This window comes from Rhizobium sp. SG741, from assembly GCF_012275435.1.
In the GTDB taxonomy this organism is placed as follows: domain Bacteria; phylum Pseudomonadota; class Alphaproteobacteria; order Rhizobiales; family Rhizobiaceae; genus Rhizobium; species Rhizobium lusitanum.
Genome location: NZ_JAAZQP010000012.1, coordinates 160,893 through 187,092 on the forward strand (window position 1 = coordinate 160,893; position 26,200 = coordinate 187,092).

Below are 26,200 nucleotides of genomic sequence, written 5' to 3' on the forward strand. Positions count from 1 at the left end.
CAGCCGCAGCAATTTCCCATTGTTGCTTGGAAAGTTTTACTGCGAAGCACGAATGAACCATTTGGCCGCGCCGTCGACAGATCTGAAATCCGCGAACGACCGCGATTTGGTATCTGGCTGCCGCTCGCGGGCTATCGCCGCCAGGTCCGTGCCCGGGAGCAATTCAAGCAGCACCTTGCATCCGCGCTCCTCTAGGGTTGAGAGACATGTCATCCAGTCAATACGGGTGTTCAATTGCCCCGCTAGCTTCTCTATCGCTTCGGCCCTGGTGCGGACCCGTGAGCCGTCAATCCCGGAAAGGATCGGAAAGGCGGGGGCATGAAATGTCGTCTGTTCCAGCACCCGACGAAACGGGTCAACGGCATTCGTCATAAAAGGGGTGTGGGAGGCAATCGAGATCGGCAGCGAAATCGTCCGAGCCCCCATTTTCTGAACGGCTCGGTCCATGTCACCCAAGGCGTCGGTCCCACCGCCTACCACGAACCGATCCATCCCGTTGCAGATGGCGATGTAAGTGTCGTGTTGCCTGCATATTCTCTCAAGGGCTTGTTCAGACATTCCCCTGACAGCCATCATTCCGCTTGGCGCAGACCAAGCCTTGTCCATCAATTCGGCTCGGAGAACTGCAAGCCTGATAACATCAGCCGTATTTATCGCACCAGCGCATCCATAGGCAGCCAGTTCGCCGATACTGTACCCCGCGATACAGCTTACTATAATACCCGGTCGGGAAATCGCGAAGAACGAGGCCATTTCGATCGCGCAAATGACCGGTTGGGCGACTGCGTTTCGATGGAGGTCCTCGCTGCTCACGACGGCTCCAATAGACCGTCCCATCACGCTGTGAAACGCCTCAAAAATCGGCTGAGCTTCTGGTTGCGCGAACAACAGGTCGACAACTGACGCCGATTGAGCGTTCTGCCCGGGGCACAGAACGCCGATGCTCATTGGCTAGCCTCAACGTCAAAGAGAAAGGTGGTGCAGGCCAACATATCCGCGGCGCCTCCCGGGGAGAGCCGCCGCCGAGAAAATTCCTTGTGAAGCTCGATCGCGTACTCGTATGCCCCTCTCGCATAGATGCCGCCGTGAGATAGGAATTCGCGAGCTGCGTCTTGAACGAACGAAAGTCCCGCCGGGCCACCGCGATGTAGAATGTTGGTGTCTTGCAGAACTGCCATCACCGAAAACAACGCATGAAGTGAAGCATCTTCGCGTGTCGATCCGTTCGCCAGCATCGACCTGAACACCGGTAATGCTACCTCCAAGACGACAGGGAAGCCGGTAGCCGCGGCCTCTCGGGCTCCGGTGCCGCCGTAAAGAGCGCGCACTCGCAATCCATTAGACACGGGGGCGCCAACAGAAGATGCCAGAATGGCGGAACCCCACAAATTTGCAACCGTACCGCAGACAGCTTCAGCAGTCGCCGCCAACCCGTTCGATCGACAATAGCCAGCCGCAGCAGAGAGTAGGCCGAGGTTGAATATAGCGCCGCGATGGGTGTTAACTGATCTGGTCGCACGCATCATCCGGTTCTCCGCTATGATCGCCAGAGACCGGAGTGAATGGAATTCTTCACCTCGAGCGCCGGCCTCGGCGATTCGGGGAAAATAGGATCGTAGCGAAAACAGACTGCGCATGAAGGTTGTGATGTCCATGTCAGCGTGAGCGCCCGCGTCGATTGGACTAACCAGGCCGGGCTTGGGATAAAGGGAGAGCTCACCATATAGCGCTCGTATTGCGAGGCGCCCGATCGACTTACTCAAAGACGAAAGCTCGTAGACGCTCGGTTCGTCGTTTGCAGTGAGGATCTGGCTCATTGATTTGCGAGCGCCCGAATAACCGCCGATGCAGCAATCATCATCGGTCCACCATGACGCTTCAGCAGTATATGTTCGGGCATCATTGCGAGCTCGTTGAGATTTACGCCCCCGCGACCGCTGAGGCAGAGCTCAGGGTCAAGTCGAGGCGACCCCTCGATTGACAGAAGCGCATTCGCAGCTGCCACGATATTCGTTGCGGAGTGGCACAGAACGGCCAAGTCCAGGTCGGAGCTTTCCCGGAGATAGGGTTCGCCGGTCAGATGGGCCCAGGCGACTGAACCGAATACCGTCAAAGTCAACCGTTGCTGTGCGGCTACTTCCAATGTTTGAGTGATTTTGTTCCGCCAAGAGAGCGGCGTCGAGGCAACGACCGCCTCAAGTCCAAGCTCAGGTAAGAGTCGATCGACTGCGGCCGGACTGATAACGATTCCAAAGCGTCTTTTGTCGGGCGTTGCAATTCCGAGGCGAATACTGCCGATGGGATCACATTTCGCTGACGCGGCCACAACCAGAGGCCGTCCTGCGTCAATCCAATCCTCAATCAACCCGGCCGCAGGCTCTTGCGCCAAAATCGTCGGTTCCACAACGTGATCCCGCCAAGCTGGGCCTAAAAGGATAAAGCGGTGACGATCAGGCCGGATCATAGCGGACTCGGTCCGAGACTATTTTCGCCAGGGATCGGCCATGCCGCTCCTCTCCATATTGCCGACGCCGGTCGGTTGAACCGAAATCGACATCCAGTGCGTCAGCGAGCGATTTGGAAAGGTCGCCGTCCCAGATTTCGGCGATTGCCCCCATTGCATAGTAGTTTGAAATTCCCGGCGCAAAGACGGGGCTGCGCTCAGAAAGGATTTGCAGGCGCTCAACGGGGATTTTCGTGACGCGGGACATGGCCTTAAGGTTCATGACCCGCACTTCTGCGCTGGGCAGTGCGTAGCAAGCATCGGCAAGCATACTGGTTGACAAGAATCCCGCGCTGACAGCTTCGCCTGATACCAATCCGAGGATTTTGTGTCCCCGCCGGCGCGCGACCTCGAGGCATTTGGCGACATGCGCAATATAGCCATTCAAGCCCAGAAGCTCATCACGACGGCTCATCTTCTGTCCTGCGGTGTCGATCAACAGCAGAATTGTCGATCCGGGATGGTCTCTCATTACTGTGACAATCTGACTTGCGATCCGCAAAGCTAGATCAACACCTATAAGCGCGCGCTCTCGAGTGCCTATCACACTGATTTGCTTTTCTTGCACCGACCCAACGCCGTGGAAGAACTCATCTTCAAAAGTGATGGAGTGACCATCGGGGAATAAACGATCAGCAAGATCTTGAACGATCACGACACAATCCTCAACTTATCCGCGGCCTCATGAAACTCTTCAACATCAAGACTTGGTATGGCGTCCGGGTTTGGAACGCCGAGTGCCGCCCATATGTCCAATGCGTCGTTCGACGCTCCGAAACGTGCGAGTCGGTCCTTCAAGCGCTCATGTTCCGCGTCGACTTCAGCAAGGTCGAGGACGGAGTCTCTGCTCAATCCACAAATAGCTTGCTGACGAAAGGCTGCGATCTCGTCTGACACGAGCGCCGATGCCTCACCTATGAGGTAGCGGTGTTTGCCGCCTACTGTTCGCCAAACGAGCGGCCGATCTGAGGCGTCGAATTCCTCAACACCGGCTGTTGCCTCGATGACTTCCGGCCCGGACAACCCAAGCCGGCCTTGCTCTGACATGACGATGCAAGAAGCAAGACGTGCAGCAATGCCCATTCCGCCGAAAACGCCGTAGCGGCCACCATCTAAGACGACAACAGGCAGGGCAGCGGCCCGCAAATTGAGCATAGCCCGCATGATCTCTGAGACGGCGACTAATCCGGCATTCGCTTCATGAAGTCGCACCCCGCCAGATTCCAGCAGTAGAAGGACACCGTCCGGCCGCTCGTCCAATGCACGCTCAAGCAAGCCAGTGATTTTTGCTCCGTGTACCTCCCCAACTGCTCCACCCATGAAGCCGCCTTCTTGTGCCGCCAGTAGAACCGATCGGCCGTCAAGCACACCCCTGCCAACGATCACACCATCATCGAAGGCGGCAGGCGAGCCGAGAGGTTCCAGATGCGGACTACGCAATCGGCTTTCGGGCGGGAGAATTTCAATGAAACTCCCTGGATCCAATAGGCCTGCGATTCTGTCGCGGGCCGTTGCCTCATACCAGCTCGTTTTCATCTTCTTGCCCCCACTCGATCCCGACTGTATGCAGTCAGCGCCTGGTCGAGCCGCAGCGCGACCACAGCCGGCGTCGCACCAGCATCATTGATCGAAACGACAACGTCGCCGATCTTCCACCGGTCGAACACGTCGGTGAGGACCGCCTGCCAAATGTCGGCGAATCCAGACGCCGAGGTTTCAATCTCGACACGGCAGACCCCTCCCAAATCCGCGGCTTCCACCATGACTTCAAGGTTTCCGGAACTTACGACGCCGCATAAGACAGACTTCGTGCTTGCGGCGAATTGCTCTGTGGCAGTGAAGTCAAATAATAGTTTTTCCATCTCAACCTCACCAGTTTCTAAAACGCGTAGGCGGTCGGTAAAGCCCGTGGGACTCTCGGACGATGTCTTTCATTGATCGCGCTGCCAGCAAATCACGCGTTGCGAGAGACACATCAATGCCCAGATCGGCAGGCCGGCGGACGACGCCTCGATCCCGTAAATTCTCCACCATCTGCTTGTCCCGCGACAACCCAACCGGCGTATAGCCTGCGACGCCCCGGATCGCCTGTTCACGTTCTTCCGGCGTTCGGCAAAGCAGCAGGTTGGCAATGCCTTCTTCGGTGAGAATGTGTGTAACATCGTCGCCGTAGATCATCACCGGAGGCAGATCCAAACCGGCACTTTCGGCCAACTCCCAGGCGTCAAGTGTCTCGACAAATGCAGGAACCATATGCTCCCTGAATGACTCGACAATCTGGACAACCAGTTTGCGCCCGCGTGGCATGGGACCGGTGGCAGCCTCGCGGCCCGCCTTTAACCACGCAGGAGAAGCATGCCGCCTGCCGCGGGCGTCCGATCCCATGTTCGGCGCGCCCCCGAAACCTGAAATCCGATCCAGGGTGGCTGTGGAGCTATTGCCCGCTAGATCAATCTGGAGTGTCGATCCGATAAACAGATCGCAGCCATATAGGCCGGCAGTCTGGCTGAGGGCGCGGTTAGACCGCATCGAACCGTCCGGACCAGTGAAGAAGACGTCAGAGCGAGCGCGGATATAGTCCTCCATCCCGAGCTCAGACCCAAATGAATGGACACTCTGGATGAAACCGGCTTCAATGGCAGGTATGAGTGTCGGATGGGGGTTAAGTGCCCAATGCGTTGCGATCTTCCCCTTGAGCCCTAAACTATCAGCGTAGGTTGGTAACAGAAGCTCGATTGCTGCTGTGTCGAAACCGATGCCATGATTGAGGCTTTTTACCTCGTACTCTTGGTAAATTCCCCTTATCGCCATCATCGCCATGAGAACCTGGATCTCAGAGATGAGCGCCGGGTCGCGCGTGAACAGGGGTTCGATGTAATGAGGCTTGGGGCTGGGGACAACGTAGTCAATCCAATCAGCGGGAATATCTACCCGGGGAAGAACGTCGACCACCTCATTCACTTGAGCGATAACCACCCCTTGCCGAAACGCCGTCGCTTCGACAATGACGGGTGTGTCTTCCGTGTTTCCACCGGTATAGAGGTTGCCATTCTTATCAGCAGCCTGAGCGCATATGAGTGCCACCCTCGGCGTCAGATCTACGAAATAGCGGCCAAAGAGTTCAAGATAGGTGTGAATCGCGCCGACTTGAAGACTTCCGCTTCTTATCAATCGCGCCAATCGGGTCGCCTGCGGGCCTGCGAAAGAGAAATCCAGCCGAGAGGCGATGCCAGTTTCAAAAATGTCCAGGTGCTCCGGCAAAGCGAGCACGGACTGCACTATGTGTAACCCGTGCACTACAGCGGGGTCGACCTTGCTGAGTGCCGCGGCGAGAAAGTCCGCCTGTTTTTGATTGTTTCCTTCCAGGCAAAGACGATCGCCGGGCTCTATTACAGCCTGCAGGAGCGCTGTCGCGTCCGAGGAAGCGACCAGCTTGCCTGAAGCCAATCTCGCTCCCCGCTGCAATCGATCATGCTTGTTTCTGCTGAGCTCGTTCCACATGTGCTATCCCCGATACGACCCATAAAGTATACATTAACGCCTAATGTCGGCAATAGAGAATTTTTAAACAGGCATATGTTGCCTGAAAATATACACATGTGCTACTGGACCGCTTGTCATAGGGGAGGTGAGATTGCAAAAATATCCGAACGGCGAGGGAATGCGGGTGCGGAGAGCAGCTCTGATCGACAAGGCAACATACGAGAGCTGGTATCGGGAAAGCGTGGAGGATCCAGACGAATTCTGGGGCAAGCACGGCAAGCGCATCGATTGGTTCGAACCATACACCAAGGTCAAGAACACGACCTTTGTCGGTGACGTCACCATCAAATGGTTCGAGGACGGGGAAACCAACGTTTCCTACAATTGCATAGACCGCCATCTACCCGAGCACGGCGAGCAGGTCGCGATCATTTGGGAAGGTGACGATCCGTCGCTTGACAAGAAGATTACCTATAACGAGCTTTACGAGCATGTCTGCCGTTTGGCGAATGTGCTGAAGAAGCATGGCGTCAAAAAGGGAGACCGGGTGACCATCTATATGCCGATGATCCCCGAGGCCGCCTATGCAATGCTCGCCTGCGCGCGCATCGGCGCGGTGCATTCGGTGGTCTTTGGCGGCTTTTCGCCGGAAGCGCTGGCCGGCCGCATCGTCGATTGCCAGTCGACCTTCGTCATCACCTGCGATGAAGGCCTGCGCGGCGGCAAGCCGGTTCCTCTGAAGGAAAACACCGATACTGCGATCCATATCGCCGCAAAACAGCATCTTATCGTCGACAAGGTGCTTGTGGTTCGCCGCACCGGCGGCAAGATCGGCTGGGCTGAGGGCCGCGACCTCTGGTACCATCAGGAAATCGCCACGGTGAAGCCGGATTGCCCGCCGGTGAAGATGAAGGCGGAAGATCCGCTCTTCATTCTCTATACGTCTGGCTCGACCGGTAAGCCGAAAGGCGTCCTGCACACGACGGGCGGCTATCTTGTCTATGCGGCGATGACGCACGAATATGTCTTCGACTATCATCCCGGCGATATCTACTGGTGCACGGCCGATGTCGGCTGGGTCACCGGTCATTCCTATATCGTTTACGGCCCGCTCGCGAACTGTGCCACCACGCTGATGTTCGAAGGCGTGCCGAATTTCCCTGATCAGGGTCGCTTCTGGGAAATTATCGACAAGCATAAGGTCAACATCTTCTACACGGCGCCGACGGCGATCCGTTCGCTGATGGGCGCCGGCGACGAGTTCGTCACGCGCTCTTCGCGCTCCTCGCTGCGGCTGCTCGGTACGGTCGGCGAGCCGATCAATCCCGAAGCCTGGGAATGGTACTATAATGTGGTTGGCGACAAGCGCTGCCCTGTGATCGACACTTGGTGGCAGACGGAAACCGGCGGCCACATGATCACGCCGCTGCCGGGTGCGATCGACCTGAAGCCGGGCTCGGCAACGGTGCCGTTCTTCGGCGTCAAGCCGCAGCTGGTCGACAATGAAGGCAGGGTTCTCGAAGGTGCAGCCGACGGCAATCTCTGCATCACCGACAGCTGGCCGGGCCAGATGCGCACCGTCTATGGCGACCACGAGCGCTTCATCCAGACCTATTTTTCGACCTACAAGGGCAAGTATTTCACCGGTGACGGCTGCCGCCGTGATGAGGACGGATACTACTGGATCACCGGCCGCGTCGACGACGTGCTGAACGTTTCCGGACACCGCCTCGGCACCGCCGAAGTGGAATCGGCCCTCGTCTCGCACAATCTCGTCTCGGAAGCAGCCGTTGTCGGCTATCCGCATCCGATCAAGGGCCAGGGCATCTATTGCTACGTGACGCTGATGGCAGGCCACGAAGGCAACGACGAGCTGCGCCAGCAGCTGGTCAAGCACGTCCGCAGTGAAATCGGCCCGATCGCTTCGCCTGACAAGATCCAGTTCGCTCCCGGTCTGCCAAAGACCAGGTCCGGCAAGATCATGCGCCGCATCCTGCGCAAAATCGCCGAGGACGATTTCGGATCGTTGGGTGATATATCGACACTCGCCGATCCTGCCGTCGTCGATGATCTTATCGCCAATCGCCAGAACAAGGCGACATACTACACAAATGGGAGGTAGCGCGATGAGACTGATCCTCTTAGGTCCTCCCGGCGCAGGGAAGGGCACACAGGCCAAACGGCTTGCGGAACGGCACCAGGTCCCTCACTTGTCGACGGGCGATATCTTGCGTTCGGAAGTGAAGGCCGCAAGTGAACTTGGGCGACAGGTTGACAGCAAAATGCGCGCCGGTGAGCTGGTTGATGACGATACAATCTCGTCTGTCGTCGACAGGAGGCTTGCTCAGCCGGACGCGGCGAACGGCTTTATATTAGACGGCTATCCGCGCACCATCCGACAGGCGAACGCTCTTGAAGGGGTCTTGGGCTCGCAGAGCCTCACAGCAGTCGTCGAGCTCATGATTGACGAGGAGGAGTTGTTTGCTCGTATTGAGGCAAGAGCAAGGGAAGCTGGGAGTGCCGGTGTACGGGCTGACGATAATTCGGGAACGCTTCGCAAGAGGCTTGCGGCGTTCATCAAGGAAACTCAACCTTTGTCAGCGTTCTATAAGCACCGCGGTCTGTTGTTCAAAATCGACGGGAGCGCATCGGTTGAGGAGATAGCGACGACTATCGATGACCATCTCACCGACATACGAGCGAGCCAACCATCCGCGGCGCGCAAGGGTGAGTGAATATAAACTAGTACGGTCCCGATACTGATGTGAAGAAATTCAGAACGGCTCGAAGGCCTATCGTGCCACATTGGCTCCGGTCTTGGAACGGGCGAGCTCGTGGGCTCGTTCCCGCATCAATTTTGGATGGCGCACGACATCAAGCTGATCGATCGTCGCAATGCAACGTCGCCAGTCTACCGAATGGCGCCTAGGCTTCCTGAGACGCCGCCTGTATGAAATGGGAGACTAGCAGGTGCATGTACCAACAAGCAGAGAAAGGGAATTCCATGTCGGGAAACGAGGACGGTCGATCCTTAAGCCAACGAATCCGCGTCTCGCTGATGGATGACATATCAACCGGCAATATCGCGCCTGGAACGGTTTTGGACGAAATTCAGCTGGCCGCACAATTTTCGGCCTCGCGCACACCCGTTCGAGAAGCTCTAAAACAGTTGGAAAGTAGTGGTCTTATCGAAATTCGGCCGCGGAGAGGAGCTGTTGTGCTTCCGTTGACGCTTCTAAAGCTCATGGAAATGTTCGAGGTGACAGCTGAGATGGAGGCGATGTGCGTAAGGTTGGCAACACATCGCATCACAGGGGACGAGCGGGCTCTTTTGTGGGAGATTCATGATGCGGCTGCACTCGCCGTTTTAAACAAAGATCTTGATCTCTATGATGAGTCGAACCTCCGCTTTCACGATCAGCTCTACAGCTCCGCACACAACGCCTTTCTTTTTGAAGAGCTTCTCCGCTTAAGGTCGCGGCTCATGCCTTTTAGGCGAACCCAACTCAGACATGAAGAGCGGCTGGAAAAGTCGCATTCGGAGCATGCCGAGATCCTGAGAGCGATCATGCGCGGCGACGGAGATGAAGCGGCTCGAGTGATGCGGGAACACATGTTGAACGCAGCAGTGACTTTGGCGCGATTCATGTCCGACGGCTCTCGGGGCAATGAACCACCTGATCCATGACGTCTGTCTCACGAATTCGCATCTTCTTTCGGCCACGAAGCCACGAATATATTCACGACGTCATCAATGACGACGTTTCTCGGAACACTTGGGTCCAATTCGTAGGCATATTTTCTGACGCCGTAGTAGAAAATGCTTCCCTGTAAGCTCCAAGCTATCTCCATATAACGTGCCTCGCTGGACTTTGAAATCTGAATGCCATGGGCCGCGCAGATCTCCATTGCAATCCGTCGGATGACGCGCTCTTCCACCAAGCGGATGTATGAGCTGGTAATTCCCACGTTTTTCAAACCCGCAAACAGATAGATCCGCATCCAGCCGCGATTCATAATCACGTCGGTGTAGCTTCTGTAGAACCGGATAAGCCGCTCCGTTATCGGTTGACTGCGGTCTACCAAAATCTCGTCCCATGCAGTGTCCCAGACGTCCAAGAACACCCGCTTGTAGACTTCTTCGATCAGATCGTCCTTGGTTTTGAAGTACTTGTACATCAAAGGCTGCGTGGTTCCCAGGTGACGAGCCAAATCTCGGGTGGTTGCGTCGAACCCACGTTCAGCAAAAACGTCTACAGCTTTCTTCAAGATCATCTCACGACGCTGCTCGAACGGCAGGCGTTCCGGTGAACGCACCGGTTTAGATCGAGGCTTCTTGACAGCCTCAACCTTCGATACTTGAGACTTCTTGACCGAGCCCAGCGAGAGTTGCGCCTTATTTTTAATGTCCATCACTTCTGCCTTGTTTTGCTGGTGCTCGCTTTGTTGCTCCAGCGTCGAAGATTTCAATAAATTGAAATGTGTCGATAACCAAGAGATTAGAACGTAACATAACACAAAGATTGAGGTTTTTTGGCGAAAATCAGGATCAAAGCATTTATTGATAACCTAAACGCAAACCGCGGGTTGTTTCAAGAAGAAAGAACGGCTTTGGAGAGGCGTATTGACGGACAGGCCACCTTCATTTAAGTTATCAATCGATAACCAACCGAGTGGAGGATACGATGAAGGTTGACCTGGCTGCAATTCAAACGGCATCTCGCGAACTGTCCAACTGGGGCCGCTGGGGGGATGACGATCAAATCGGAACTCTGAACAACATCACTCCGGAAGCCATTGTCGACGCAGCGCGGCTGGTGCGCAAAGGAAAGGTTTTTGCGCTGGGTCTCTCCCTGAAGGAGCCCATTCAGTCCGGCCTATTTGGTGGTCGCTGGAACCCGATTCACACGATGCTCGCTACCGGTACGGACGCGGTGCTTGGCAATCAGGACGAACCTGCACCGTATTTGCGATATGCGGATGATGCGATCAACATGCCGTGCCAGGCGTCGACCCAATGGGATGCATTGTGCCACATCTTTATGGGCGACAAGATGTACAATGGCTTTGATGCAAGTTTGGTCGATGTAAAGGGCGCAAAGAAGAATGGTATCGAACACGTTCGAGACAAAATGGTCGGCCGGGGCGTTTTGTTGGACGTAGCCCGCTACAAGCAGGTTGAGTCCCTCGATGACGGATACGCTATTTCGCGCGAAGACTTGGACGGATGTGCTGCTTCGCAGGGCGTTGAAATCCGAAAAGGTGATTTCGTCATTGTCCGAACCGGTCATCAGGAACGCTGCCTCGCAAAGGGTGACTGGACCGGCTATGCTGGCGGTTCTGCTCCAGGCTTCGGCTTCGAGACTTGCTATTGGCTGAAGGAAAAGGACGTCGCCGCTATCTGCTCCGACACCTGGGGCTGTGAAGTTCGTCCCAACGAAACGAACGAGGCAAACCAGCCCTGGCATTGGGTGGTCATTCCCGCAATTGGGATCTCAATGGGCGAGATTTTCTACCTGAAAGAGCTGGCACAGGACTGCGCCGAAGATAAGGTCTATGAGTTTTTCTTCTCCGCGCCGCCGCTCCACCTCCCAGGCGGCGCCGGCTCCCCAATCAATCCTCAGGCAATCAAGTAAGACCTTGGCGGATAACCAGTCTGGAGGAACAACAGGAATGGCCCAAGAAGTCGAAGAAACCAAAGATGGCATGCACATCGTTTGGGATCAGCCAATCGTAATGGACGATGGAGTAGTGTTGAGGGCGGACGTTTTTCGTCCTGTAAGGGACGGATCATATCCGGTCATCATGACCTACGGTCCCTACGGCAAAGGTCTGCATTTTGAGGATGGTTACAAGACGGCCTGGGATCGCATGTGCGCTGAAGATCCCGACGCAGTCAGCAACACCTCCAACAAATATGCGAATTGGGAAGTCTCCGATCCGGAGAAATGGGTGCCAGATGGGTACGTGGTCGTTCGCGTCGACTCACGTGGTGCGGGACGTTCTCCGGGTTACCTTTGCCACAACAATGACCGCGAGCAGCAGGACTACCACCAGTGCATCGAGTGGGCGGGCACTCAGCGGTGGTCAAACGGCAAGGTTGGTTTGAACGGGATTTCCTACTACGGCGCCAACCAGTGGCGCGCCGCGGGAACGCAGCCGCCGCACCTCGCCGCAATCTGCGTCTGGGAAGGGTGGCACGACAACTACCGCGATGGTAATCGCCACGGAGGTATTCTCTGCACCTTCCGAAAGCATTGGCAGGACATGCAAGTCAAGACTGTGCAGCATGGCGTAGGCGACCGAGGGCGACGGAGTAGGGTCACCGGGGAGCTGGTCTGCGGGCCGGAGACTTTGAGCGACGACGAATTGATCGCAAATCGTGAAAACATGCACGAGGAGATGCTCGCTCGCGAATTGTTGACGGATTACTACGTCGAGCGCTCGGCAAAACCCGATAGAATAAAAGTGCCGGTCCTTTCCGCCGGCAACTGGGGCGGAGCAGGTCTTCATGCCCGGGGCAACTTCGAAGGGTTCCTCGCGGCGGCCTCTGAACAGAAATGGTTGGAGGTTCACGGTGGGTCTCATTGGGCGCCGTTCTATACGGACCGTGGGGTGTCCTTACAGAAGCAGTTTTTCGATCACTTCTTGAAGGGACATGACAATGGTTGGAGCGAACGTCCGAAGGTTCAGCTGTTGGTTCGACATCCCGGCGAGCGCTTCGTCGAGCGTTTCGAAAATGAGTGGCCTTTGGCAAGGACATCGTGGCAGAAGGTTCATCTCTCGGACCTTGGCGAGCTTAAGCCAGCCAAATCAGTTTCCGAAAAGCAGTTGTCATTCGACGCCCTGGGCGATGGTTTGACCTTCCTGACAGAGCCGACAAAAACCGACACCGAAATCACAGGTCCTATCGGTGCTCGATTGGCGATCTCGTCTTCTACTGTGGACGCAGACCTATTTCTAGTCGTGCGTGTATTCACGCCCGATATGAAGGAAGTCACCTTTCAAGGTGCGCTCGACCCGCATACGCCCATCGCACAGGGTTGGCTTCGTGCGTCTCATCGTAAGCTCGATCCAGAAAGGAGTCTTCCTTACAGACCGTGGCATACTCACGACGAAAAGCAGCCACTTGAGCCAGGTCAGATCTATCAACTCGACATCGAGATATGGCCGACCTGTATCGCTATCCCCAAAGGCTATCGGCTCGCTCTCAGCGTAAGAGGTAAAGACTACGTCTATCCGGGTGGCAGCGGAGGGCGTTTGTCAAACATGAAGAACGAGTTCACCGGATGCGGCCCGTTTCTTCATGATGATGAAAGCGATCGGCCACCGGAGGTATTTGGCGGTACAACGACGATCCACTTTGGAGAAGGACACGAAAATTATGTCTTGCTTCCATACATCCCTGCGGCGTCCTAGGTGCCGCAAAAGGTACACTAGAATCCATGGGTTGAGTCGGCGCGACCTGACCCGACGCCTTTCCTTCATCAGTGCGTTGGTATTTGGGGGCGGGTGGTGTCTGTTCCGCGAGTGGACGGCGGACCTCGCACAAGCACATTGCTGCTATGACGGGGAACTCGACAGGCAGGGGCAGGCAAATCATAGGACGCGGGTCCCTGCGATAATTCGCGGCGCATGAGACTTTACTAATCTACCTTATGCAGTCGACTTTCAACGTCGATTGCATAAGGTGATTCATTGTCCCAGCCATGGCACGAAGACCTTCAAAAGCTTTGCCGAAACACGATGAACCCCTCGGTTCCGGCCGTGCAGGAGCGGGTGATCCGCTTTGGGACAAAGCCCCTTCGGCCGCGGCATTCAGATCCGCACCGCGACATGTCCCATTGAATGTATTGCCGTTGATCTGAACGGACAAAAAGACGTGATCCCTGTTGTTTACGGCTCCTAATTGGTCTGCGGCAGTTCGCCCCGGAAACTTCAGCCGGTAGTTGAAACGGCCTCACGTTCGCACCCGTCGTTGGGGTTCATGATGGAGCCCACGTAAACTAAGGTACTTCTGCCACGGTGGACGCACGCTGCATTTTCGTCAGCACCCTGAGCGAATGATTGCGCTGCTCTTCCGCCCAGACTCTCAGTAACTTTGTGATCATAGAAGATGGCAAGGAATGGGAGCAGCGTAGTGCAGGACAACATCCAGGACTTCGAATGTGATCGCGTAGGCTACTCCTACAAAACAAGGGGTCGCACGGTCACCGAGTCTGACATCGTGGTTCACGCCGGCCAGACCGGTGACCTTTTCCCTATCCATCTCGACGCAGAGGCGGCCAAGGCGAGTCCCTACGGACAGCGCATTGCGCACGGAACGCTGACGCTTTCGATCGCAGTCGGCCTCAAGTTCACAACTGATCCAACAATGGGATTGCGGATTTCGTACGGCTACGACCGGGTCCGCTACCGGAAGCCAGTTTTCATAGGCGACACAATCCACTGCGAGGTGGAAGTAACGAAGTCAGATATTGATCCGCAGCGTCCAAACATGCGGCGCATCATTGAGCAGACAACCGTGATGAACCAGCGCGGCGAAGCAGTGTTGTCGATCGACCATATCCTTGTCCGCTGGCTCTGACCGGGCAAAGCCGCCGAAGTCCATCCTCGCATGTGCCGGCCATTTCCTTGGCCGCAAGGGCCGTGGCGGAACCGTGTCCCCCCGTCTCGTGCGCATAAGTCTGAACCTTACCGTGAGCCGACCGAGTAGCAGTTGGAGGAGAAACAATGCTCAAAAACGATATCTATGAAGAACCGACTGGTCCTGTTCCTGTCGTCGCGTCGACCGATGTACTCGTTGTCGGCGGCGGCCCATCGGGGATTGCGGCGGCAGTCGCCGCAGCTCGCAACGGGGCGTCCGTTACGCTGGTGGAGCGCTATGCCCACCTCGGGGGTCTCGCTGCCGGGGGGATGGTCCTTGTCTTAGACGACATGAACAATGGTACCGAGATCAGCGTTCGCGGCATTTGCGCAGAGATGATCAAACGCATGACTGAATACGGGCTGTGCGTTACGCCGCCAGCCGAGGAATGGTCTTCAGATCAAGCGGTGTTCGAGAAATGGGCGCGCTGGGGTTTATACGACTTCCATTCACATTCGAAACCTCAGCCAATCTGTTACGCTTCGGCTTTCGACCCGGATGCCTTTAAGCGTGTCGCGACCGAGATGGTAAACGAAGCAGGTGTCAATCTTCGCCTCCATTCCTGGTTCTCAAAGTCGATCGTCGAAAACAATGTCGTCAGGGGCGTGGTCTGCGAGACGAAGGCAGGTCGGCAGGCACTGCTTGGCAAAGTAGTGATCGACGCGACCGGCGATCTGGACGTTGCGGCTTCTGCGGGTGCCGATTTCGCCCATGGCAAGTTCATCGTGACAACGGTCTTCCGGCTTGGCGGGGTCGACGTCGAGAGGGCCGAAAAGTTCGAGTATGGAAATCCGGAGGAATTCGCTGCTCTCGACCGAGAAGCAAAGCGGATCATGGGCGGTTCCTGGGAACGTTGGTGGCTGAAAACGCCTCTGCCGGGTATTGTGTGGTGCAATTGCCCTCACATGTCCGGCTACGACGGGCTGTCGGTCGAGGATCTGACAAGCGCGGATGCTACGGGCCGTCAGAAGATTGCAGAGCTTGTAGCGTTCATACGGAACAAGATGCCAGGCTTCGAGGAAGCGTTCGTCGTAGATGTGGCTCCGCAACTCGGCGTCCGACAGACCCGTGTGCTCGAAGGAGAATATGTCGTTACGAAGGAAGACGTGATCGGACGACGCCATTACGCAGATACAGTCGCCCGCGGCCGAGACTACTATTATCCCTACCGCGCATTGCTTCCCAGGAAGATCGATCAGTTGCTTGTCGCGGGGCGGCACTATTCCGCAACGCCGTCTGCGCAGCGTATCTCACGCGAGATCCCTCCGTGCATGGCGATGGGCGAGGCAGCGGGGACCGCGGCAGCAGTCGCAATCCTAGCATCCGCGAGAATACGCGATGTGGATGTCGTTGAAGTACAGCGGCGGCTGAGGAGCCAGGGGGCCGATCCTGGCGATCTTCCGGCCGCCAATGCCACCTTCCAAAGCGATGCTGCGGAGTAGGGGGGGCGAGCCATGCATAGCACACTCACCCAGCCACTGGCCGGTGTCACGGTAATCGACTTCACCCAGGTCATGATGGGGCCGTGTTGTACTCAGATCCTGGCGGATCACGGAGCACGCGTCATCAAGATCGAGCGCCCGAGGCACGGTGATCTGTCCAGAGGATCGAGACCAAACGATCCGGAGGGCGCGAACAACCCAGTCTTCAAGAGCCTAAACCGAAACAAGCTCTCGCTTGCAGTCGATCTGCGTAGCGAAAGCGGTCGTAAGATAATCGACGATCTCGTTCGCCAGGCCGACGTTGTAGTAAGCAACTTCCGCCCTGGCGTGATCGAACGGCTAGGCTATGGGTTCGAGCGCATCTCCTCCCTTAATCCGCGAATCATCTCGGCCGAAGGGAGCGGTTTCGGCCCAGGCAAGACGCTATCGCACAAAGGCGGTCAGGATGTGCTCGCACAGGCAATGACGGGAGGGATTTCCCGGCGTTCAGATGACAATCACCCTTTGACTGTCTACCCGCTTGCGATTGCAGACTATTCCGCGGGTATGCACCTCGTCCAAGCAATCCTTATGGCACTGCTGCAAAGGGCTCAGACGGGCCGAGGGCAATCGGTATCCGTATCGCTATTCGAATCTATGCTGAACCTACAGATGCAGGAGGCGGCGGTCCTGTTGCAACGTGGAGAAGATCTGAACTGGGCCGCCTATCCGCTGACCGGGGTATTTCCAACATTGGATGGGGCCGTTGTGATCGTCGGGGCGTTCAAGGCAAACCCGTTGCAAGACATTTGCCAGGCACTCGATATGAGAGATCTTTCGCAGCTGCCCGAGTATTCAGATTTCCATGCGATGAAGACGAACAGGTCCGCGCTGCAGGACGAGATTCGTCGTCGTTTGCGAGAAGTGCCAACGGAAGAGGCTATCGGGCGCCTCGAGGGACAGGATATCCTGTGCGCGCCAGTCCTCAACTTAGCGCAAGCACTCCGCCACCCTCAGACCGTCGAGAACTCGACGGTCGTTGATACGCCCTCGGGCAAACTGATTGGGGCGCCCTTTCGGATGGAGAAAGGATCCTTCGCGATTTCACGTGGGGCTCCTTGCCTAGGCGAGCATTCGGCCTCCGTTCTCGCGGGGATCGGATATTCCGATGACAGAATCCGCCAACTCCTCGACGACGGCATAGTCGAAGGCCCCGAACTCGGCGATCAGCCCTCGCGTGCTGCTGGTTAGGGGTTCGAGATGACCTACGTGATTACGCAACCCTGCATCGATGTGAAAGATGGCGCATGCCAGGTGGCATGCCCCGTGGAATGCATCTACGAGGGCGGCCGGATGATGTACATCCAGCCATCCGAGTGCATCGCCTGCGGGCTCTGCCTGTCGGTCTGTCCGGTAGATGCAATCTTCGAGGACAGAGACATTCCAGTCGATCGTCGCCACTTCATCTCCGCGAATAAGGAGTTTTTCGAAGACGCCGTCACGGGGTGGGGACAACCAGGAGGCGCAGGACCGAAGTATCGCAGCGAGATGGACCATCCACTCGTGACAAGCTTCCAAGGGGGAGAACACTGATGTTGAAGTTGATGAACTACGTGGCTGGAGAATGGCTCGGCGGTGGAAGCGATCACCGCGATGAAAACCCCTCGGATCACAACGACGAGTTTGCAACTTATCAGGTAGCGAATTCGGACAATGTTTTGCAGGCAATCGCCGCCGCTCGCGCAGCATTTCCAGCGTGGTCCAGAAGCAGCCCTATCGCCAGGCATGATTTGTTGAAGCGGGTAGCCACCGAGATTTTCACGAGGAAGGAAGAACTCGGTGCCATGCTCGCACGCGAGGAAGGAAAGACGATTGCCGAAGGCATCGGCGAAGTTACGCGGGCGGCTCAGGTGTTCGAGTTCTTTTCCGGAGAAGTTCTGAGAATCCCCGGGGAGCGCATAGCCTCGGTTCGCCCTGGGATCGATATCGACATCACTCGTGAGGCCGTCGGGGTAGTCGGGTTGATAACGCCCTGGAATTTTCCAATCGCGATCCCTGCTTGGAAGATAGCACCGGCACTCGCATACGGAAACTGCGTTGTCTTCAAGCCTGCAGAGCTTACGCCCGCATCCGCTTGGGCGCTGGCTGACATAATCGTGCGGGCAGGCGTGCCGAGCGGGGTATTCAACCTTGTCATGGGCAGTGGTTCGTCGGTGGGACAGGCGATCATAGATTCTCCCGATATTGACGCGGTGTCCTTCACCGGGTCGGTCGGGACCGGGAGGCTCGTTGCGAGCGAATCGACTAAGCACATGAGACGCTTCCAGCTCGAGATGGGTGGAAAAAATCCGCTTGTCGTCTTGGACGATGCTGATCTGACAACTGCCGTCGAATGCGCGGTCAATGGCGCCTTCTACTCAACTGGGCAGCGATGCACGGCGTCGTCGCGTATCATTGTGACGGACCAGATCCGGGGCAAGTTCATCGATGCGGTCGTCGAACGCTTGGCGTCACTAAAAGTCGGGGATGCTCTCGATGCGACAACGCACATAGGCCCCGTCGTAGACAGCCGCCAACTCGAACAGGATCTTAACTATATTAAACTGGGCAAGCAGGAAGGAGCCACTCTGCGCTTCGGCGGCGAACTGCTGAAGCAGGAGAAGCGAGGACACTACCTTCAGCCAGCGTTATTCACCGATGTGAGCAGCAACATGCGTATTGCCCGGGAAGAGATTTTCGGACCAGTCGCCTCGGTCATCGCAGCCAAGGACTACGATGAAGCGCTTGCTATCGCCAACGACACCGAATTCGGCCTGTCTGCCGGGATCTGCACCACTAGCCTGAAATACGCCACGCATTTCAAGCGCAATGCCGAGGCCGGAATGGTCATGGTCAACCTGCCAACGGCTGGCGTTGACTTCCACGTGCCATTCGGAGGCCGAAAAGGTTCGTCCTTTGGAGCAAGAGAACAGGGGCGCTATGCCGTCGAGTTCTACACGGCGGTAAAAACAGCCTACACGGCAGCCTGATCAACGGGCGAGGGCGGTTACTCATCCGCCCTCATACTCGTCTAGAACCTGGCTGGCGATCTTCACAAACGCCTGCTCAGCCGCATTAATGAAGCGGTTGGAGGGGATGAAGGTTGCGATCCGGTATGAAGACATCGTTTCGTTATCTAGCGGTAGAAAGACCACTCTTCCGGTTTTGATGAGATCCCAGAAGCCATATTTTATGTAAATCCCGAGCGCGGTTCCGTTCTCGACCAACATCTTCGCCACGTACATCGAGTTTGTGAAGACCACCGAGTCCAATCGTATGCGCTCGCGTGTCAGTACTTCGTCGAGGAACATGTTCTGCCCTGTCGGGTGGTAATGCTTCACCGAGGGATGGCTCGCGATGTCGTCCAGCGACACCGAAGGGTTTCCCGCAAGCGGATGACTGCTGTTCAAAAGGACGCCGAACGGCGAACGGATATCCTTCACCGGACGAACCGAATTCCGCGCGAAGCAGGTGAACGTCAGGCCGATGTCGGCGAGGCCCTCCTCGACCGCGTGGACCACTTCGTTGGCAGGATCCTGTCTTATCGTGAGCGAGATGTTTGGATAGTCCGCCCTATAGCGCCTAATAATTTCAGGCACGAGCGACATGTTTAGCGAATCTATTGATGAGATCGCAATATTGCCTGCCTGCAGATCCCGGACGTTGGCAATTTGAGGTCTCAGTTTCTCATATTCCTGCAAGGTCCGGTTAGCGTGATCGACCAGAAGCTTGCCGGCGGCCGTGAGCACGACGCCATCAGGTAGGCGGTCAAACAACCTCACGCCCAACTCCTCCTCAAGCTTGATGATCTGTCGATTCACTGCAGAGGATGCGACGTTCAAAACAGGGCCGGCCTTGCGGATCGATCCCTGCCTGGCGACTTCGATAACGTACCTCAGGACAATTGAATGCATCCCAGTTTGGACCTCCCCCTGTTTGGCTCTATGTCTTAAGTAAGCCCTTTCCGCTCGCGAAGCTTCGATGGGTATAGGGAAGTTGGCAAGGGCTTCCGCTTCGAAATCTACTTTCAGGCGCTCCGAAAGCGAGTGCACCCTGTTCGAATATTGATGGCACCATATCGGCAAGATTTGTGAAAAGCTCTCTGTCTGACGCGGACCAACGTGTCGAACAAGGGAACGGCCAAAACGGCCACAAAACTGTGAGGAGATATGCCATGCATAGACGTCAGTTCTTGCAAACCCTTGCCGCTGCGGCGGCGGTGCAAGCGTGCAGTACGGGCTTTGCGAAGCAGGTATATGCCTCCGAGGCAGGCGACATCGTCATGCAACTCGGCTGGCTCGGCAGCAACGGTGTGCTTGGAGAGGCTGCCGCGCTCAAGCACGGCTTCTTTAAAGATGCAGGACTTAACCTCACAATCACTCCTGGCGGGCCGAATGTCGACGGCATTGCAAGCGTCGCGTCTGGTAGGGCCCAGGTAGGACAGTACAGTTCAAGCCCGCCGATCATGATGGCAAGAGCTGCAGGAATTCCTATCAAGGCAATCGCTGCTGGTTTCCAGCGGCATCCGTTTGCACTCTTCTCGCTGCCGCGCGCCCCGGTGCACAAGGCACAAGACTTGATAGGCAAGCGCATTGCCGTCCAAGCTACAGCAGTGATCCTTGTCAAGGCCGTCCTGGCCCTGAACAACATCGCCGAGAAAGATGTCGAGATCATCGTTTCCGGCGCCGACGTGACCCCGGTCTTGAACGGACAGGCCGACGTGGTCACCGGTTGGGAAACGAATGTCCATGGTATCAGCGTGCTCGGCGCAGACCGTGTGGTGCTTCCGCTTTGGGACACCGGGGTCCAGCTCTATGCAAATCTCTACTACGCAAGCGACGACACGATCGAGAAGAACCAGAAGGTACTCGAGAGCTTCCTATCCGCCACCGCAAAGGGATGGCAGTTTGCGCGCGACAATCCGGAGGCCGCCGTGGATGCACTGGTCGAACTCTATCCAAATCTCAATCGCAAGGACGAACTGGAAGCGGTTGGCGCAGTCGTTGAGGCGAGCTTCAACTCCACCAGCAAACAGGCAGGATGGGGTGCGATGGATCCCGCGAACTGGGACAAACAGATCAAGCTCTTTGATGAACTCAAGCAGTTCAAGTCGGCGCCTCCGACTGTTGCCGACATCATGACAGATGCCGTCCTCGGCGCCACCAAAACCATTCGGATGGGATGAGCCGATGGGACTTGTAGCCACCTTGAACACTTCGGCGATCAAACCCGATATGAATCCTGCTATTTCCATCGATAAGGTCAGCATTTCCTTCGGTGAAGGTGCCGGAAAGGTAATTGCAGTTTCCGCCGTTACTCTGGATATCCCGGAGGGAGCGTTCGTTACGATGATCGGGCCTTCGGGCTGTGGAAAGTCGACCCTCCTGCGGGCGATCTCCGATCTCGTTCCGACAAGCGGCGGAAACGTCAGGATCTTCGGAAAGCCGCCGGCGAACGCGCGCGCGGAACGGTCGTTCTCATTCGTTTTTCAGGATGCGACCCTCCTGCCGTGGAGAACGGCCATCGAGAATGTCATGCTCCCGCTTGAAATCGGGAGCAGGAGAGCCGCTTCAAGCCGCGACAAAGCCGTGGAGCTACTCGATCTCGTCGGTCTGAAAGGACGGGAAAACGCGCTCCCGTCAGAGCTGTCTGGCGGTCAACGCCAGCGTGTTTCCATCGCGCGGGCGCTTGTCACGGCGCCCAAAATACTCCTCATGGATGAACCGTTCGGAGCGCTAGATGAAATCACGCGCGACAAGCTCAACGAGGAACTCCTCCGGATATGGAAGGAGACGGGTACGACGATCGTGTTCGTCACCCATTCCATCGCGGAGGCGGCTTTCCTTGGCCAAAAGGTTGTCGTGATGGCGGCGCGTCCAGGGCGCGTTCTGGAAGTCGTCGACGTGGATCTAAGTCAGGATCGCAAACTTGCTGACCGCGACACCCTCGGTTTCGTTCAAATTGCCGCACATCTGCGCGAGCTTCTGGAGAAATGCTAATGACCGTCATCGGCGACGAAAGCGTCAAACTCAGATCATGGTCTCTTCGCCTTTCAGATCTGATCAGCGGGAATGCTGCCGCCATGGTGGTGGGCCTTATGATCCTTATCATATGGGAAGTCGGTGCTCGGGTATTCGGCTTGCCGTCGTATATCGCACCTAGCCCGCTTCAAGTCGTCGAGGCTTTTCGGGAGAACTGGTATCTACTCCTGACCAACATTGGTCCGACAATGTTCGAGGCGCTGCTTGGCTTTTTCGTCGGCAACGCGGTGGCTATCGTCTTTGCGATCTGTTTCATCCATAGCCGCTTTGCCGAACGTGCCTTCTATCCGCTTTTGGTCTTCTTCCACACTGTTCCCGTGTTGGCGATCGCTCCAATACTCGTGCTGATTTTCGGCAACGGAATAGTGCCCAAGATCCTGATTGCGTCACTCATCTGCTTCTTTCCAATGCTCGTGAACATGGTCCGCGGACTGCGCGATGTATCACATGGAATGCTTGAGCTCATGCGGCTGATGTCTGCGACGAACTCGGAGATCTTCTGGAAGGTTCGTGTCCAAAGTTCTCTTCCGTATTTCTTCGCGGCGTTGAAAATCTCGAGCACCACTTGCGTGATCGGCGCGATTGTCGCCGAGTGGATCGGTTCCAGCTATGGGCTAGGTGCACTGATCATCGATGCGACCTATAATTTCAAGTCGGCACTTCTGTACGCCGTCGTGTTCTGCTCAGCGATGATGGCAATCCTCATCTTCAGTGTCGTGACGATCGCCGAACGCCGTCTGATCTTTTGGAGACAGGCGAATGGGTAACGAGGCCTTCAACGTCGCCTCAGCAGGCTTTGCCTTAAAGAAACTTGAGGTTCCTGGAACGGTTGGGGGTGTCTGCCTTCCCTTGTCAGGTGTACGGGTCATCGACTTCAGCCAGGTGGTTCTGGGTCCTGTGTGCACCCAGATGCTCGGCGATTTCGGGGCCGAGGTCATCAAGATCGAAAAGGAACTGATCGGCGATCTCACACGCTGGTCTCTCGGAAACGATCCGGAGGGTGGGCAGAATCCAATCTTTTCCGCATTGAACCGCAACAAGAAGAGCGTTTGCGCAGATCTAAAGGATCCCATCAGTCGCGAGCAGGTAAAATCGCTCATCGAAACGGCGGATGTCGTTGTGACCAACTTTCGTCCTGGTGTGATGGAGCGCCTTGGGTTGGGTTACGAAGACCTCTCGATCCGCAACTCCCGTTTGATCTTCGCTGAAGCCACGGGCTACGGTCCATTGGGTCCATTCAGGCACAAGGGCGGCCAGGACATTCTCGCCCAAGCACTCTCCGGGCTGATGGCGCGCAAACCCGCTCCGGACGCGGAGATTTCAATCTACCCGACCGCCATCTGCGACTACACGGCCGGAATGCATCTAGTGCAAGGTATTCTGCTTGCTCTGCTCCATCGGGAGAAGACTGGTGTGGGCCAGAAAGTCAGCGTTGACCTGTATAGTTCGATGGTCGCTCTCCAACTCCAGGAGGCAACTTTGCAGATGATGCGCGGACGTGACTTGAACTGGGCTACGTTCCCGCTCACCGGAGTCTTTCAAACCAAAGATACACCAATTGTCGTCGTCGGCGCCTTCAAGGAGTTTCCCCTTCGTGACATCTGCAAGGCGCTGGAGCTCGAAGATCTCTCGTTGGATCCACGTTTCGCCACTTTCGAAACTCAGATGGCGCACCGCGAGGAAATCCAGGGAACCCTGCGCAGAAGGTTCGTCGACATGACCTCCCGAGAATGGCTAGCAAGGCTCGAGGCCGTCGACATTCTCTGCGCTCCTATCCTAACCCTTCCGGAAGCGCTCGAGAGCGAGCAAATGGCGTCTACAGGAATGCGAATGAAGTTACTTCGCTCCGATGGCTCGCTGCTGGAGACAATAGGCACGCCAGTTCGGTTGTCGGATGTCCCGGAAATTGCCACCAAGCTTCCGCCTCGCCTGGGCGAACACACCGACGAACTGCTCCGCTAGGGCACTCGCAACTCAAGACTACCAACTTCTCGAATGCGGCTTCGGACTGGCAGGTCTCGACGCAGCACCGCAATCACTGTGAACATTTTGGGATAGATACATGGATCTTCAACTTAAGGGAAAGACCGCTCTGGTCTTCGGCGCTGCCGGCGGTCTCGGCAGCGCGATTGCAAAGACGCTGGCAAGCGAGGGTACCTCGGTCATTGTTGCCGATATCGACGCCGAAGGTGCGGACGCAATCAGCAAATCCATCAGGGCCGCGGGAGGGCAGGGAATGCCCATGCATTGTGATCTCTCTGACCTCACTTCCATCTCTTCGATGATTGCACGGATTGGCGCCGCCTTCGGTCCTGTCGATATCCTTGTCAACAACACGGGCGGCCCTCCGCCGACCCCGGTATCGGGTCAGTCGTCGGACGAATGGCTTAAGTATTTCAATATGATGGTCAGATCCGTAATCGCGGTAACCGACGCGCTGTTGCCCTCGATGCGCGAGCGGAAATGGGGGCGCATCATCACATCGACGTCCTCCGGAGTCGTCGCACCCATTCCGAATCTCGGCATGTCAAACAGTCTCCGCCTGGCGCTCGTCGGGTGGTCCAAGACGTTGGCGCGTGAAGTCGGTAGAGATGGCATTACCACAAACATTGTGCTTCCCGGACGTATCGGTACCGGGCGCATCAACTTCCTGGACGAACAGAAGGCGAAGCGTGAAAATCGACCGGTGCAGGATGTCATTCAAGAAAGCATCAATACAATCCCAGTGGGTCGTTATGGCGACCCGCAAGAATATGGGGACACAGTCGCGTTCCTTGCTAGCCCACGAGCTTCTTACATCACAGGCTCGGTCATTCGGGTGGACGGTGGTTTGATCAGTAGTATCTGACGAAAACTGGCGGCTCGAAGCTATTTTCGAGCGCTGGATCGGGTTCCAATAAGGACTATGACATGAGCTTCAATGTAGATTCCAAAGGCGTCTATGCCATCGCTACGACACCATTTTCCGACGACGGATCAATTGATTACAACTCGATCGACAGACTGACCGACTTCTACCAGGAAAGCGGGTGCACGGGCATTACGATCCTAGGTATTATGGGCGAAGCTCCGAAATTGGAGCCGGAGGAGAGCAAGGCGATTGTCAAACGTGTTGTGTCCCGGGCAAAGGTCCCCGTGATCGTTGGAGTTTCATCGCCTGGCTTCGCGGCCATGGGGTCGCTGGCGCGCTCGTCAATGGATATGGGCGCGGCTGGAGTGATGATTGCGCCGCCGCCCGCCCTGAGAACAGACGACCAGATCGTGAATTACTTCTCCGGTGCTGTGGAGGCAGTAGGCGAAGACGTGCCGTGGGTGCTGCAAGACTATCCGCTCACACTTACCGTTGTCATGTCGCCAGGTGTCGTCGCGAAGATCATTTCGAACCATCCGTCGTGCCTTATGCTCAAGCATGAGGATTGGCCGGGTCTCGAGAAAATCTCGAGGCTTCGCGCGATGCAGAAGGCAGGGGATCTGCGGCCATTCTCAATCCTTTGTGGCAACGGTGGGATGTTCCTAGACTTCGAACCGGAACGCGGCGCGGATGGAGCCATGACCGGATACGGTTTCCCGGACATGCTGACGGAATTGGTCAGCTTGTCTGCTGCGGGCAAGCGGGACGAAGCACACGATCTCTTTGACGCGCATTTGCCCCTGATCCGGTATGAGCAACAGTTGGGGATCGGCCTGGCCGTGCGAAAACACGTCTTGAAGCGTCGCGGCGTGATCGCCAGCGATATCCAAAGGAAGCCCTCTCAGCTGCTCACGGCCGCTGCGAAGGCGGAAGTGGACTATCTTCTGGCGAGGGTATGCAGACGGGATCCGCGAGCGCGCCTTTAGGGCTCATGCAAAGTACAGTAGTCTTTAAATACATTACGGGCTCATGGGCACGGCACATTGCGTGCCCTGAGCAACTCCTCGGTTCGCGGTGTCCTGTAAATAGGACTTTTTGATAGTGAACGAACGGATTTCCACCTCGCGTTTGTCGAACGCTGAAAGACTAGCATGGACACCAGCTGTTTTCCCTGCGTTGCGATTTTTTGACAGGGGGACCCTCGCGGACGATCGC

At 56.4% G+C, this 26,200-nt stretch carries 25 protein-coding genes; 16 read left to right on the plus strand and 9 right to left on the minus strand.

Translation table 11 applies throughout. The features are described 5' to 3' along the window. Positions 1-36: 36 nt before the first annotated feature. From FHT29_RS26680 to mdcA, 7 genes are read right to left on the minus strand one after another with little or no spacing between them, the layout of a single operon-like run. Complete coding sequence (locus tag FHT29_RS26680) at positions 37-948, minus strand: acyltransferase domain-containing protein (RefSeq protein ID WP_168600479.1); 912 nt, start codon at positions 946-948, stop codon at positions 37-39. Beyond that, positions 945-1,817, minus strand: a complete 873-nt coding sequence (mdcB, locus tag FHT29_RS26685) for a triphosphoribosyl-dephospho-CoA synthase MdcB (RefSeq protein ID WP_168600480.1) — start codon at positions 1,815-1,817, stop codon at positions 945-947. The genes FHT29_RS26680 and mdcB overlap by 4 nt, the downstream gene beginning before the upstream one ends. Then, positions 1,814-2,464, minus strand: a complete 651-nt coding sequence (mdcG, locus tag FHT29_RS26690; RefSeq protein ID WP_168600481.1) for a malonate decarboxylase holo-[acyl-carrier-protein] synthase — start codon at positions 2,462-2,464, stop codon at positions 1,814-1,816. The genes mdcB and mdcG overlap by 4 nt, the downstream gene beginning before the upstream one ends. Then, the gene (locus FHT29_RS26695) at positions 2,451-3,158 is read right to left on the minus strand and encodes a biotin-independent malonate decarboxylase subunit gamma (protein WP_168600482.1); all 708 of its coding nucleotides are present in this window, start codon (positions 3,156-3,158) and stop codon (positions 2,451-2,453) included. Before FHT29_RS26695 ends, mdcG begins: the two co-directional genes overlap by 14 nt. Continuing rightward, positions 3,155-4,039 carry a biotin-independent malonate decarboxylase subunit beta gene (locus FHT29_RS26700; protein WP_168600483.1) on the minus strand — a complete coding sequence of 295 codons (885 nt, stop codon included), beginning with the start codon at positions 4,037-4,039 and terminating at the stop codon, positions 3,155-3,157. Before FHT29_RS26700 ends, FHT29_RS26695 begins: the two co-directional genes overlap by 4 nt. Next, on the minus strand, positions 4,036-4,365 hold the full coding sequence (gene mdcC, locus FHT29_RS26705; RefSeq protein WP_168600484.1) for a malonate decarboxylase acyl carrier protein: 330 nt from the start codon (positions 4,363-4,365) through the stop codon (positions 4,036-4,038). Before mdcC ends, FHT29_RS26700 begins: the two co-directional genes overlap by 4 nt. A 7-nt stretch (positions 4,366-4,372) precedes the next feature. Then, a complete protein-coding gene (mdcA, locus tag FHT29_RS26710) occupies positions 4,373-6,004 on the minus strand; it encodes a malonate decarboxylase subunit alpha (protein WP_168600485.1) in 1,632 nt (543 codons plus the stop codon). 160 nt (positions 6,005-6,164) lie between these two features. Between mdcA and acs the strand changes: the two genes are divergently transcribed. The 3 genes from acs to FHT29_RS26725 all read left to right on the plus strand — a co-directional run bounded on the left by acs (position 6,165) and on the right by FHT29_RS26725 (position 9,674). Next, a complete protein-coding gene (acs, locus tag FHT29_RS26715) occupies positions 6,165-8,108 on the plus strand; it encodes an acetate--CoA ligase (protein WP_168600535.1) in 1,944 nt (647 codons plus the stop codon). A gap of 4 nt (positions 8,109-8,112) precedes the next feature. Continuing rightward, positions 8,113-8,721 carry an adenylate kinase gene (locus tag FHT29_RS26720; protein WP_168600486.1) on the plus strand — a complete coding sequence of 203 codons (609 nt, stop codon included), beginning with the start codon at positions 8,113-8,115 and terminating at the stop codon, positions 8,719-8,721. Positions 8,722-8,960: 239 nt separating this feature from the next. Then, the gene (locus tag FHT29_RS26725) at positions 8,961-9,674 is read left to right on the plus strand and encodes a GntR family transcriptional regulator (protein WP_246703131.1); all 714 of its coding nucleotides are present in this window, start codon (positions 8,961-8,963) and stop codon (positions 9,672-9,674) included. An 8-nt stretch (positions 9,675-9,682) separates the two neighbouring features. On the opposite strand, the gene FHT29_RS26730 is transcribed toward FHT29_RS26725, so the two are convergent. Further along, positions 9,683-10,399: a TetR/AcrR family transcriptional regulator gene (locus FHT29_RS26730; protein WP_168600487.1), complete on the minus strand. Its 717-nt coding sequence runs from the start codon at positions 10,397-10,399 to the stop codon at positions 9,683-9,685. A 272-nt stretch (positions 10,400-10,671) separates the two neighbouring features. Between FHT29_RS26730 and FHT29_RS26735 the strand changes: the two genes are divergently transcribed. The 7 genes from FHT29_RS26735 (at position 10,672) to FHT29_RS26765 (ending at position 19,083) form a co-directional block, all read left to right on the plus strand. Then, positions 10,672-11,622, plus strand: coding sequence for a cyclase family protein (locus FHT29_RS26735; RefSeq protein ID WP_168600488.1), 951 nt, complete (start codon positions 10,672-10,674; stop codon positions 11,620-11,622). Positions 11,623-11,659: 37 nt separating this feature from the next. After that, positions 11,660-13,405: a CocE/NonD family hydrolase gene (locus FHT29_RS26740; RefSeq protein WP_246703132.1), complete on the plus strand. Its 1,746-nt coding sequence runs from the start codon at positions 11,660-11,662 to the stop codon at positions 13,403-13,405. Between the two features lie 721 nt (positions 13,406-14,126). Further along, the gene (locus FHT29_RS26745; protein ID WP_348644894.1) at positions 14,127-14,573 is read left to right on the plus strand and encodes a MaoC/PaaZ C-terminal domain-containing protein; all 447 of its coding nucleotides are present in this window, start codon (positions 14,127-14,129) and stop codon (positions 14,571-14,573) included. Positions 14,574-14,719: 146 nt separating this feature from the next. Continuing rightward, positions 14,720-16,075, plus strand: a complete 1,356-nt coding sequence (locus FHT29_RS26750; RefSeq protein WP_168600490.1) for an FAD-dependent oxidoreductase — start codon at positions 14,720-14,722, stop codon at positions 16,073-16,075. A 12-nt stretch (positions 16,076-16,087) separates the two neighbouring features. Next, entirely contained in the window at positions 16,088-17,305 is a 1,218-nt protein-coding gene (locus tag FHT29_RS26755) for a CaiB/BaiF CoA-transferase family protein (RefSeq protein WP_168600491.1), read from the plus strand. 9 nt (positions 17,306-17,314) lie between these two features. Continuing rightward, a complete protein-coding gene (gene fdxA / locus FHT29_RS26760) occupies positions 17,315-17,647 on the plus strand; it encodes a ferredoxin (protein WP_168600492.1) in 333 nt (110 codons plus the stop codon). Next, positions 17,647-19,083: an aldehyde dehydrogenase family protein gene (locus tag FHT29_RS26765; RefSeq protein WP_168600493.1), complete on the plus strand. Its 1,437-nt coding sequence runs from the start codon at positions 17,647-17,649 to the stop codon at positions 19,081-19,083. Before fdxA ends, FHT29_RS26765 begins: the two co-directional genes overlap by 1 nt. A gap of 21 nt (positions 19,084-19,104) precedes the next feature. Here the strand turns inward: FHT29_RS26765 and FHT29_RS26770 are convergent, their stop codons facing one another. Then, positions 19,105-20,007, minus strand: coding sequence for a LysR family transcriptional regulator (locus FHT29_RS26770; protein ID WP_168600494.1), 903 nt, complete (start codon positions 20,005-20,007; stop codon positions 19,105-19,107). A 278-nt stretch (positions 20,008-20,285) separates the two neighbouring features. Here FHT29_RS26770 and FHT29_RS26775 point away from each other — a divergent pair, with 278 nt between their 5' ends. The 6 genes from FHT29_RS26775 (at position 20,286) to FHT29_RS26800 (ending at position 25,971) form a co-directional block, all read left to right on the plus strand. Continuing rightward, positions 20,286-21,278, plus strand: coding sequence for an ABC transporter substrate-binding protein (locus FHT29_RS26775; RefSeq protein WP_246703133.1), 993 nt, complete (start codon positions 20,286-20,288; stop codon positions 21,276-21,278). Between the two features lie 4 nt (positions 21,279-21,282). Next, complete coding sequence (locus FHT29_RS26780) at positions 21,283-22,092, plus strand: ABC transporter ATP-binding protein (RefSeq protein ID WP_168600495.1); 810 nt, start codon at positions 21,283-21,285, stop codon at positions 22,090-22,092. Beyond that, positions 22,092-22,901 (plus strand): ABC transporter permease, encoded by an 810-nt coding sequence (locus tag FHT29_RS26785; protein WP_210255543.1) that lies wholly within the window; start codon positions 22,092-22,094, stop codon positions 22,899-22,901. Before FHT29_RS26780 ends, FHT29_RS26785 begins: the two co-directional genes overlap by 1 nt. Next, positions 22,894-24,096 carry a CoA transferase gene (locus FHT29_RS26790; RefSeq protein ID WP_168600497.1) on the plus strand — a complete coding sequence of 401 codons (1,203 nt, stop codon included), beginning with the start codon at positions 22,894-22,896 and terminating at the stop codon, positions 24,094-24,096. Before FHT29_RS26785 ends, FHT29_RS26790 begins: the two co-directional genes overlap by 8 nt. A 100-nt stretch (positions 24,097-24,196) precedes the next feature. Then, positions 24,197-24,982, plus strand: a complete 786-nt coding sequence (locus FHT29_RS26795) for an SDR family oxidoreductase (protein ID WP_168600498.1) — start codon at positions 24,197-24,199, stop codon at positions 24,980-24,982. 62 nt (positions 24,983-25,044) lie between these two features. Next, positions 25,045-25,971 (plus strand): dihydrodipicolinate synthase family protein, encoded by a 927-nt coding sequence (locus tag FHT29_RS26800; protein WP_168600499.1) that lies wholly within the window; start codon positions 25,045-25,047, stop codon positions 25,969-25,971. The last annotated feature ends 229 nt before the right edge of the window (positions 25,972-26,200 follow it).

Excerpts from the sequence above, each read along its gene's own strand:
- FHT29_RS26735 (WP_168600488.1), top strand. The coding sequence starts at position 10,672 with ATGAAGGTTGACCTGGCTGCAATTCAAACGGCATCTCGCGAACTGTCC.
- FHT29_RS26800 (WP_168600499.1), top strand. The coding sequence starts at position 25,045 with ATGAGCTTCAATGTAGATTCCAAAGGCGTCTATGCCATCGCTACGACA.
- acs (WP_168600535.1), top strand. The coding sequence starts at position 6,165 with ATGCGGGTGCGGAGAGCAGCTCTGATCGACAAGGCAACATACGAGAGC.
- FHT29_RS26720 (WP_168600486.1), top strand. The coding sequence starts at position 8,113 with ATGAGACTGATCCTCTTAGGTCCTCCCGGCGCAGGGAAGGGCACACAG.
- mdcG (WP_168600481.1), bottom strand. The coding sequence starts at position 2,464 with ATGATCCGGCCTGATCGTCACCGCTTTATCCTTTTAGGCCCAGCTTGG.
- FHT29_RS26680 (WP_168600479.1), bottom strand. The coding sequence starts at position 948 with ATGAGCATCGGCGTTCTGTGCCCCGGGCAGAACGCTCAATCGGCGTCA.
- fdxA (WP_168600492.1), top strand. The coding sequence starts at position 17,315 with ATGACCTACGTGATTACGCAACCCTGCATCGATGTGAAAGATGGCGCA.
- mdcC (WP_168600484.1), bottom strand. The coding sequence starts at position 4,365 with ATGGAAAAACTATTATTTGACTTCACTGCCACAGAGCAATTCGCCGCA.
- FHT29_RS26740 (WP_246703132.1), top strand. The coding sequence starts at position 11,660 with ATGGCCCAAGAAGTCGAAGAAACCAAAGATGGCATGCACATCGTTTGG.
- mdcB (WP_168600480.1), bottom strand. The coding sequence starts at position 1,817 with ATGAGCCAGATCCTCACTGCAAACGACGAACCGAGCGTCTACGAGCTT.
- FHT29_RS26795 (WP_168600498.1), top strand. The coding sequence starts at position 24,197 with ATGGATCTTCAACTTAAGGGAAAGACCGCTCTGGTCTTCGGCGCTGCC.
- mdcA (WP_168600485.1), bottom strand. The coding sequence starts at position 6,004 with ATGTGGAACGAGCTCAGCAGAAACAAGCATGATCGATTGCAGCGGGGA.
- FHT29_RS26780 (WP_168600495.1), top strand. The coding sequence starts at position 21,283 with ATGGGACTTGTAGCCACCTTGAACACTTCGGCGATCAAACCCGATATG.
- FHT29_RS26700 (WP_168600483.1), bottom strand. The coding sequence starts at position 4,039 with ATGAAAACGAGCTGGTATGAGGCAACGGCCCGCGACAGAATCGCAGGC.
- FHT29_RS26725 (WP_246703131.1), top strand. The coding sequence starts at position 8,961 with ATGTACCAACAAGCAGAGAAAGGGAATTCCATGTCGGGAAACGAGGAC.
- FHT29_RS26790 (WP_168600497.1), top strand. The coding sequence starts at position 22,894 with ATGGGTAACGAGGCCTTCAACGTCGCCTCAGCAGGCTTTGCCTTAAAG.
- FHT29_RS26750 (WP_168600490.1), top strand. The coding sequence starts at position 14,720 with ATGCTCAAAAACGATATCTATGAAGAACCGACTGGTCCTGTTCCTGTC.
- FHT29_RS26730 (WP_168600487.1), bottom strand. The coding sequence starts at position 10,399 with ATGGACATTAAAAATAAGGCGCAACTCTCGCTGGGCTCGGTCAAGAAG.
- FHT29_RS26770 (WP_168600494.1), bottom strand. The coding sequence starts at position 20,007 with ATGCATTCAATTGTCCTGAGGTACGTTATCGAAGTCGCCAGGCAGGGA.
- FHT29_RS26785 (WP_210255543.1), top strand. The coding sequence starts at position 22,092 with ATGACCGTCATCGGCGACGAAAGCGTCAAACTCAGATCATGGTCTCTT.
- FHT29_RS26765 (WP_168600493.1), top strand. The coding sequence starts at position 17,647 with ATGTTGAAGTTGATGAACTACGTGGCTGGAGAATGGCTCGGCGGTGGA.
- FHT29_RS26755 (WP_168600491.1), top strand. The coding sequence starts at position 16,088 with ATGCATAGCACACTCACCCAGCCACTGGCCGGTGTCACGGTAATCGAC.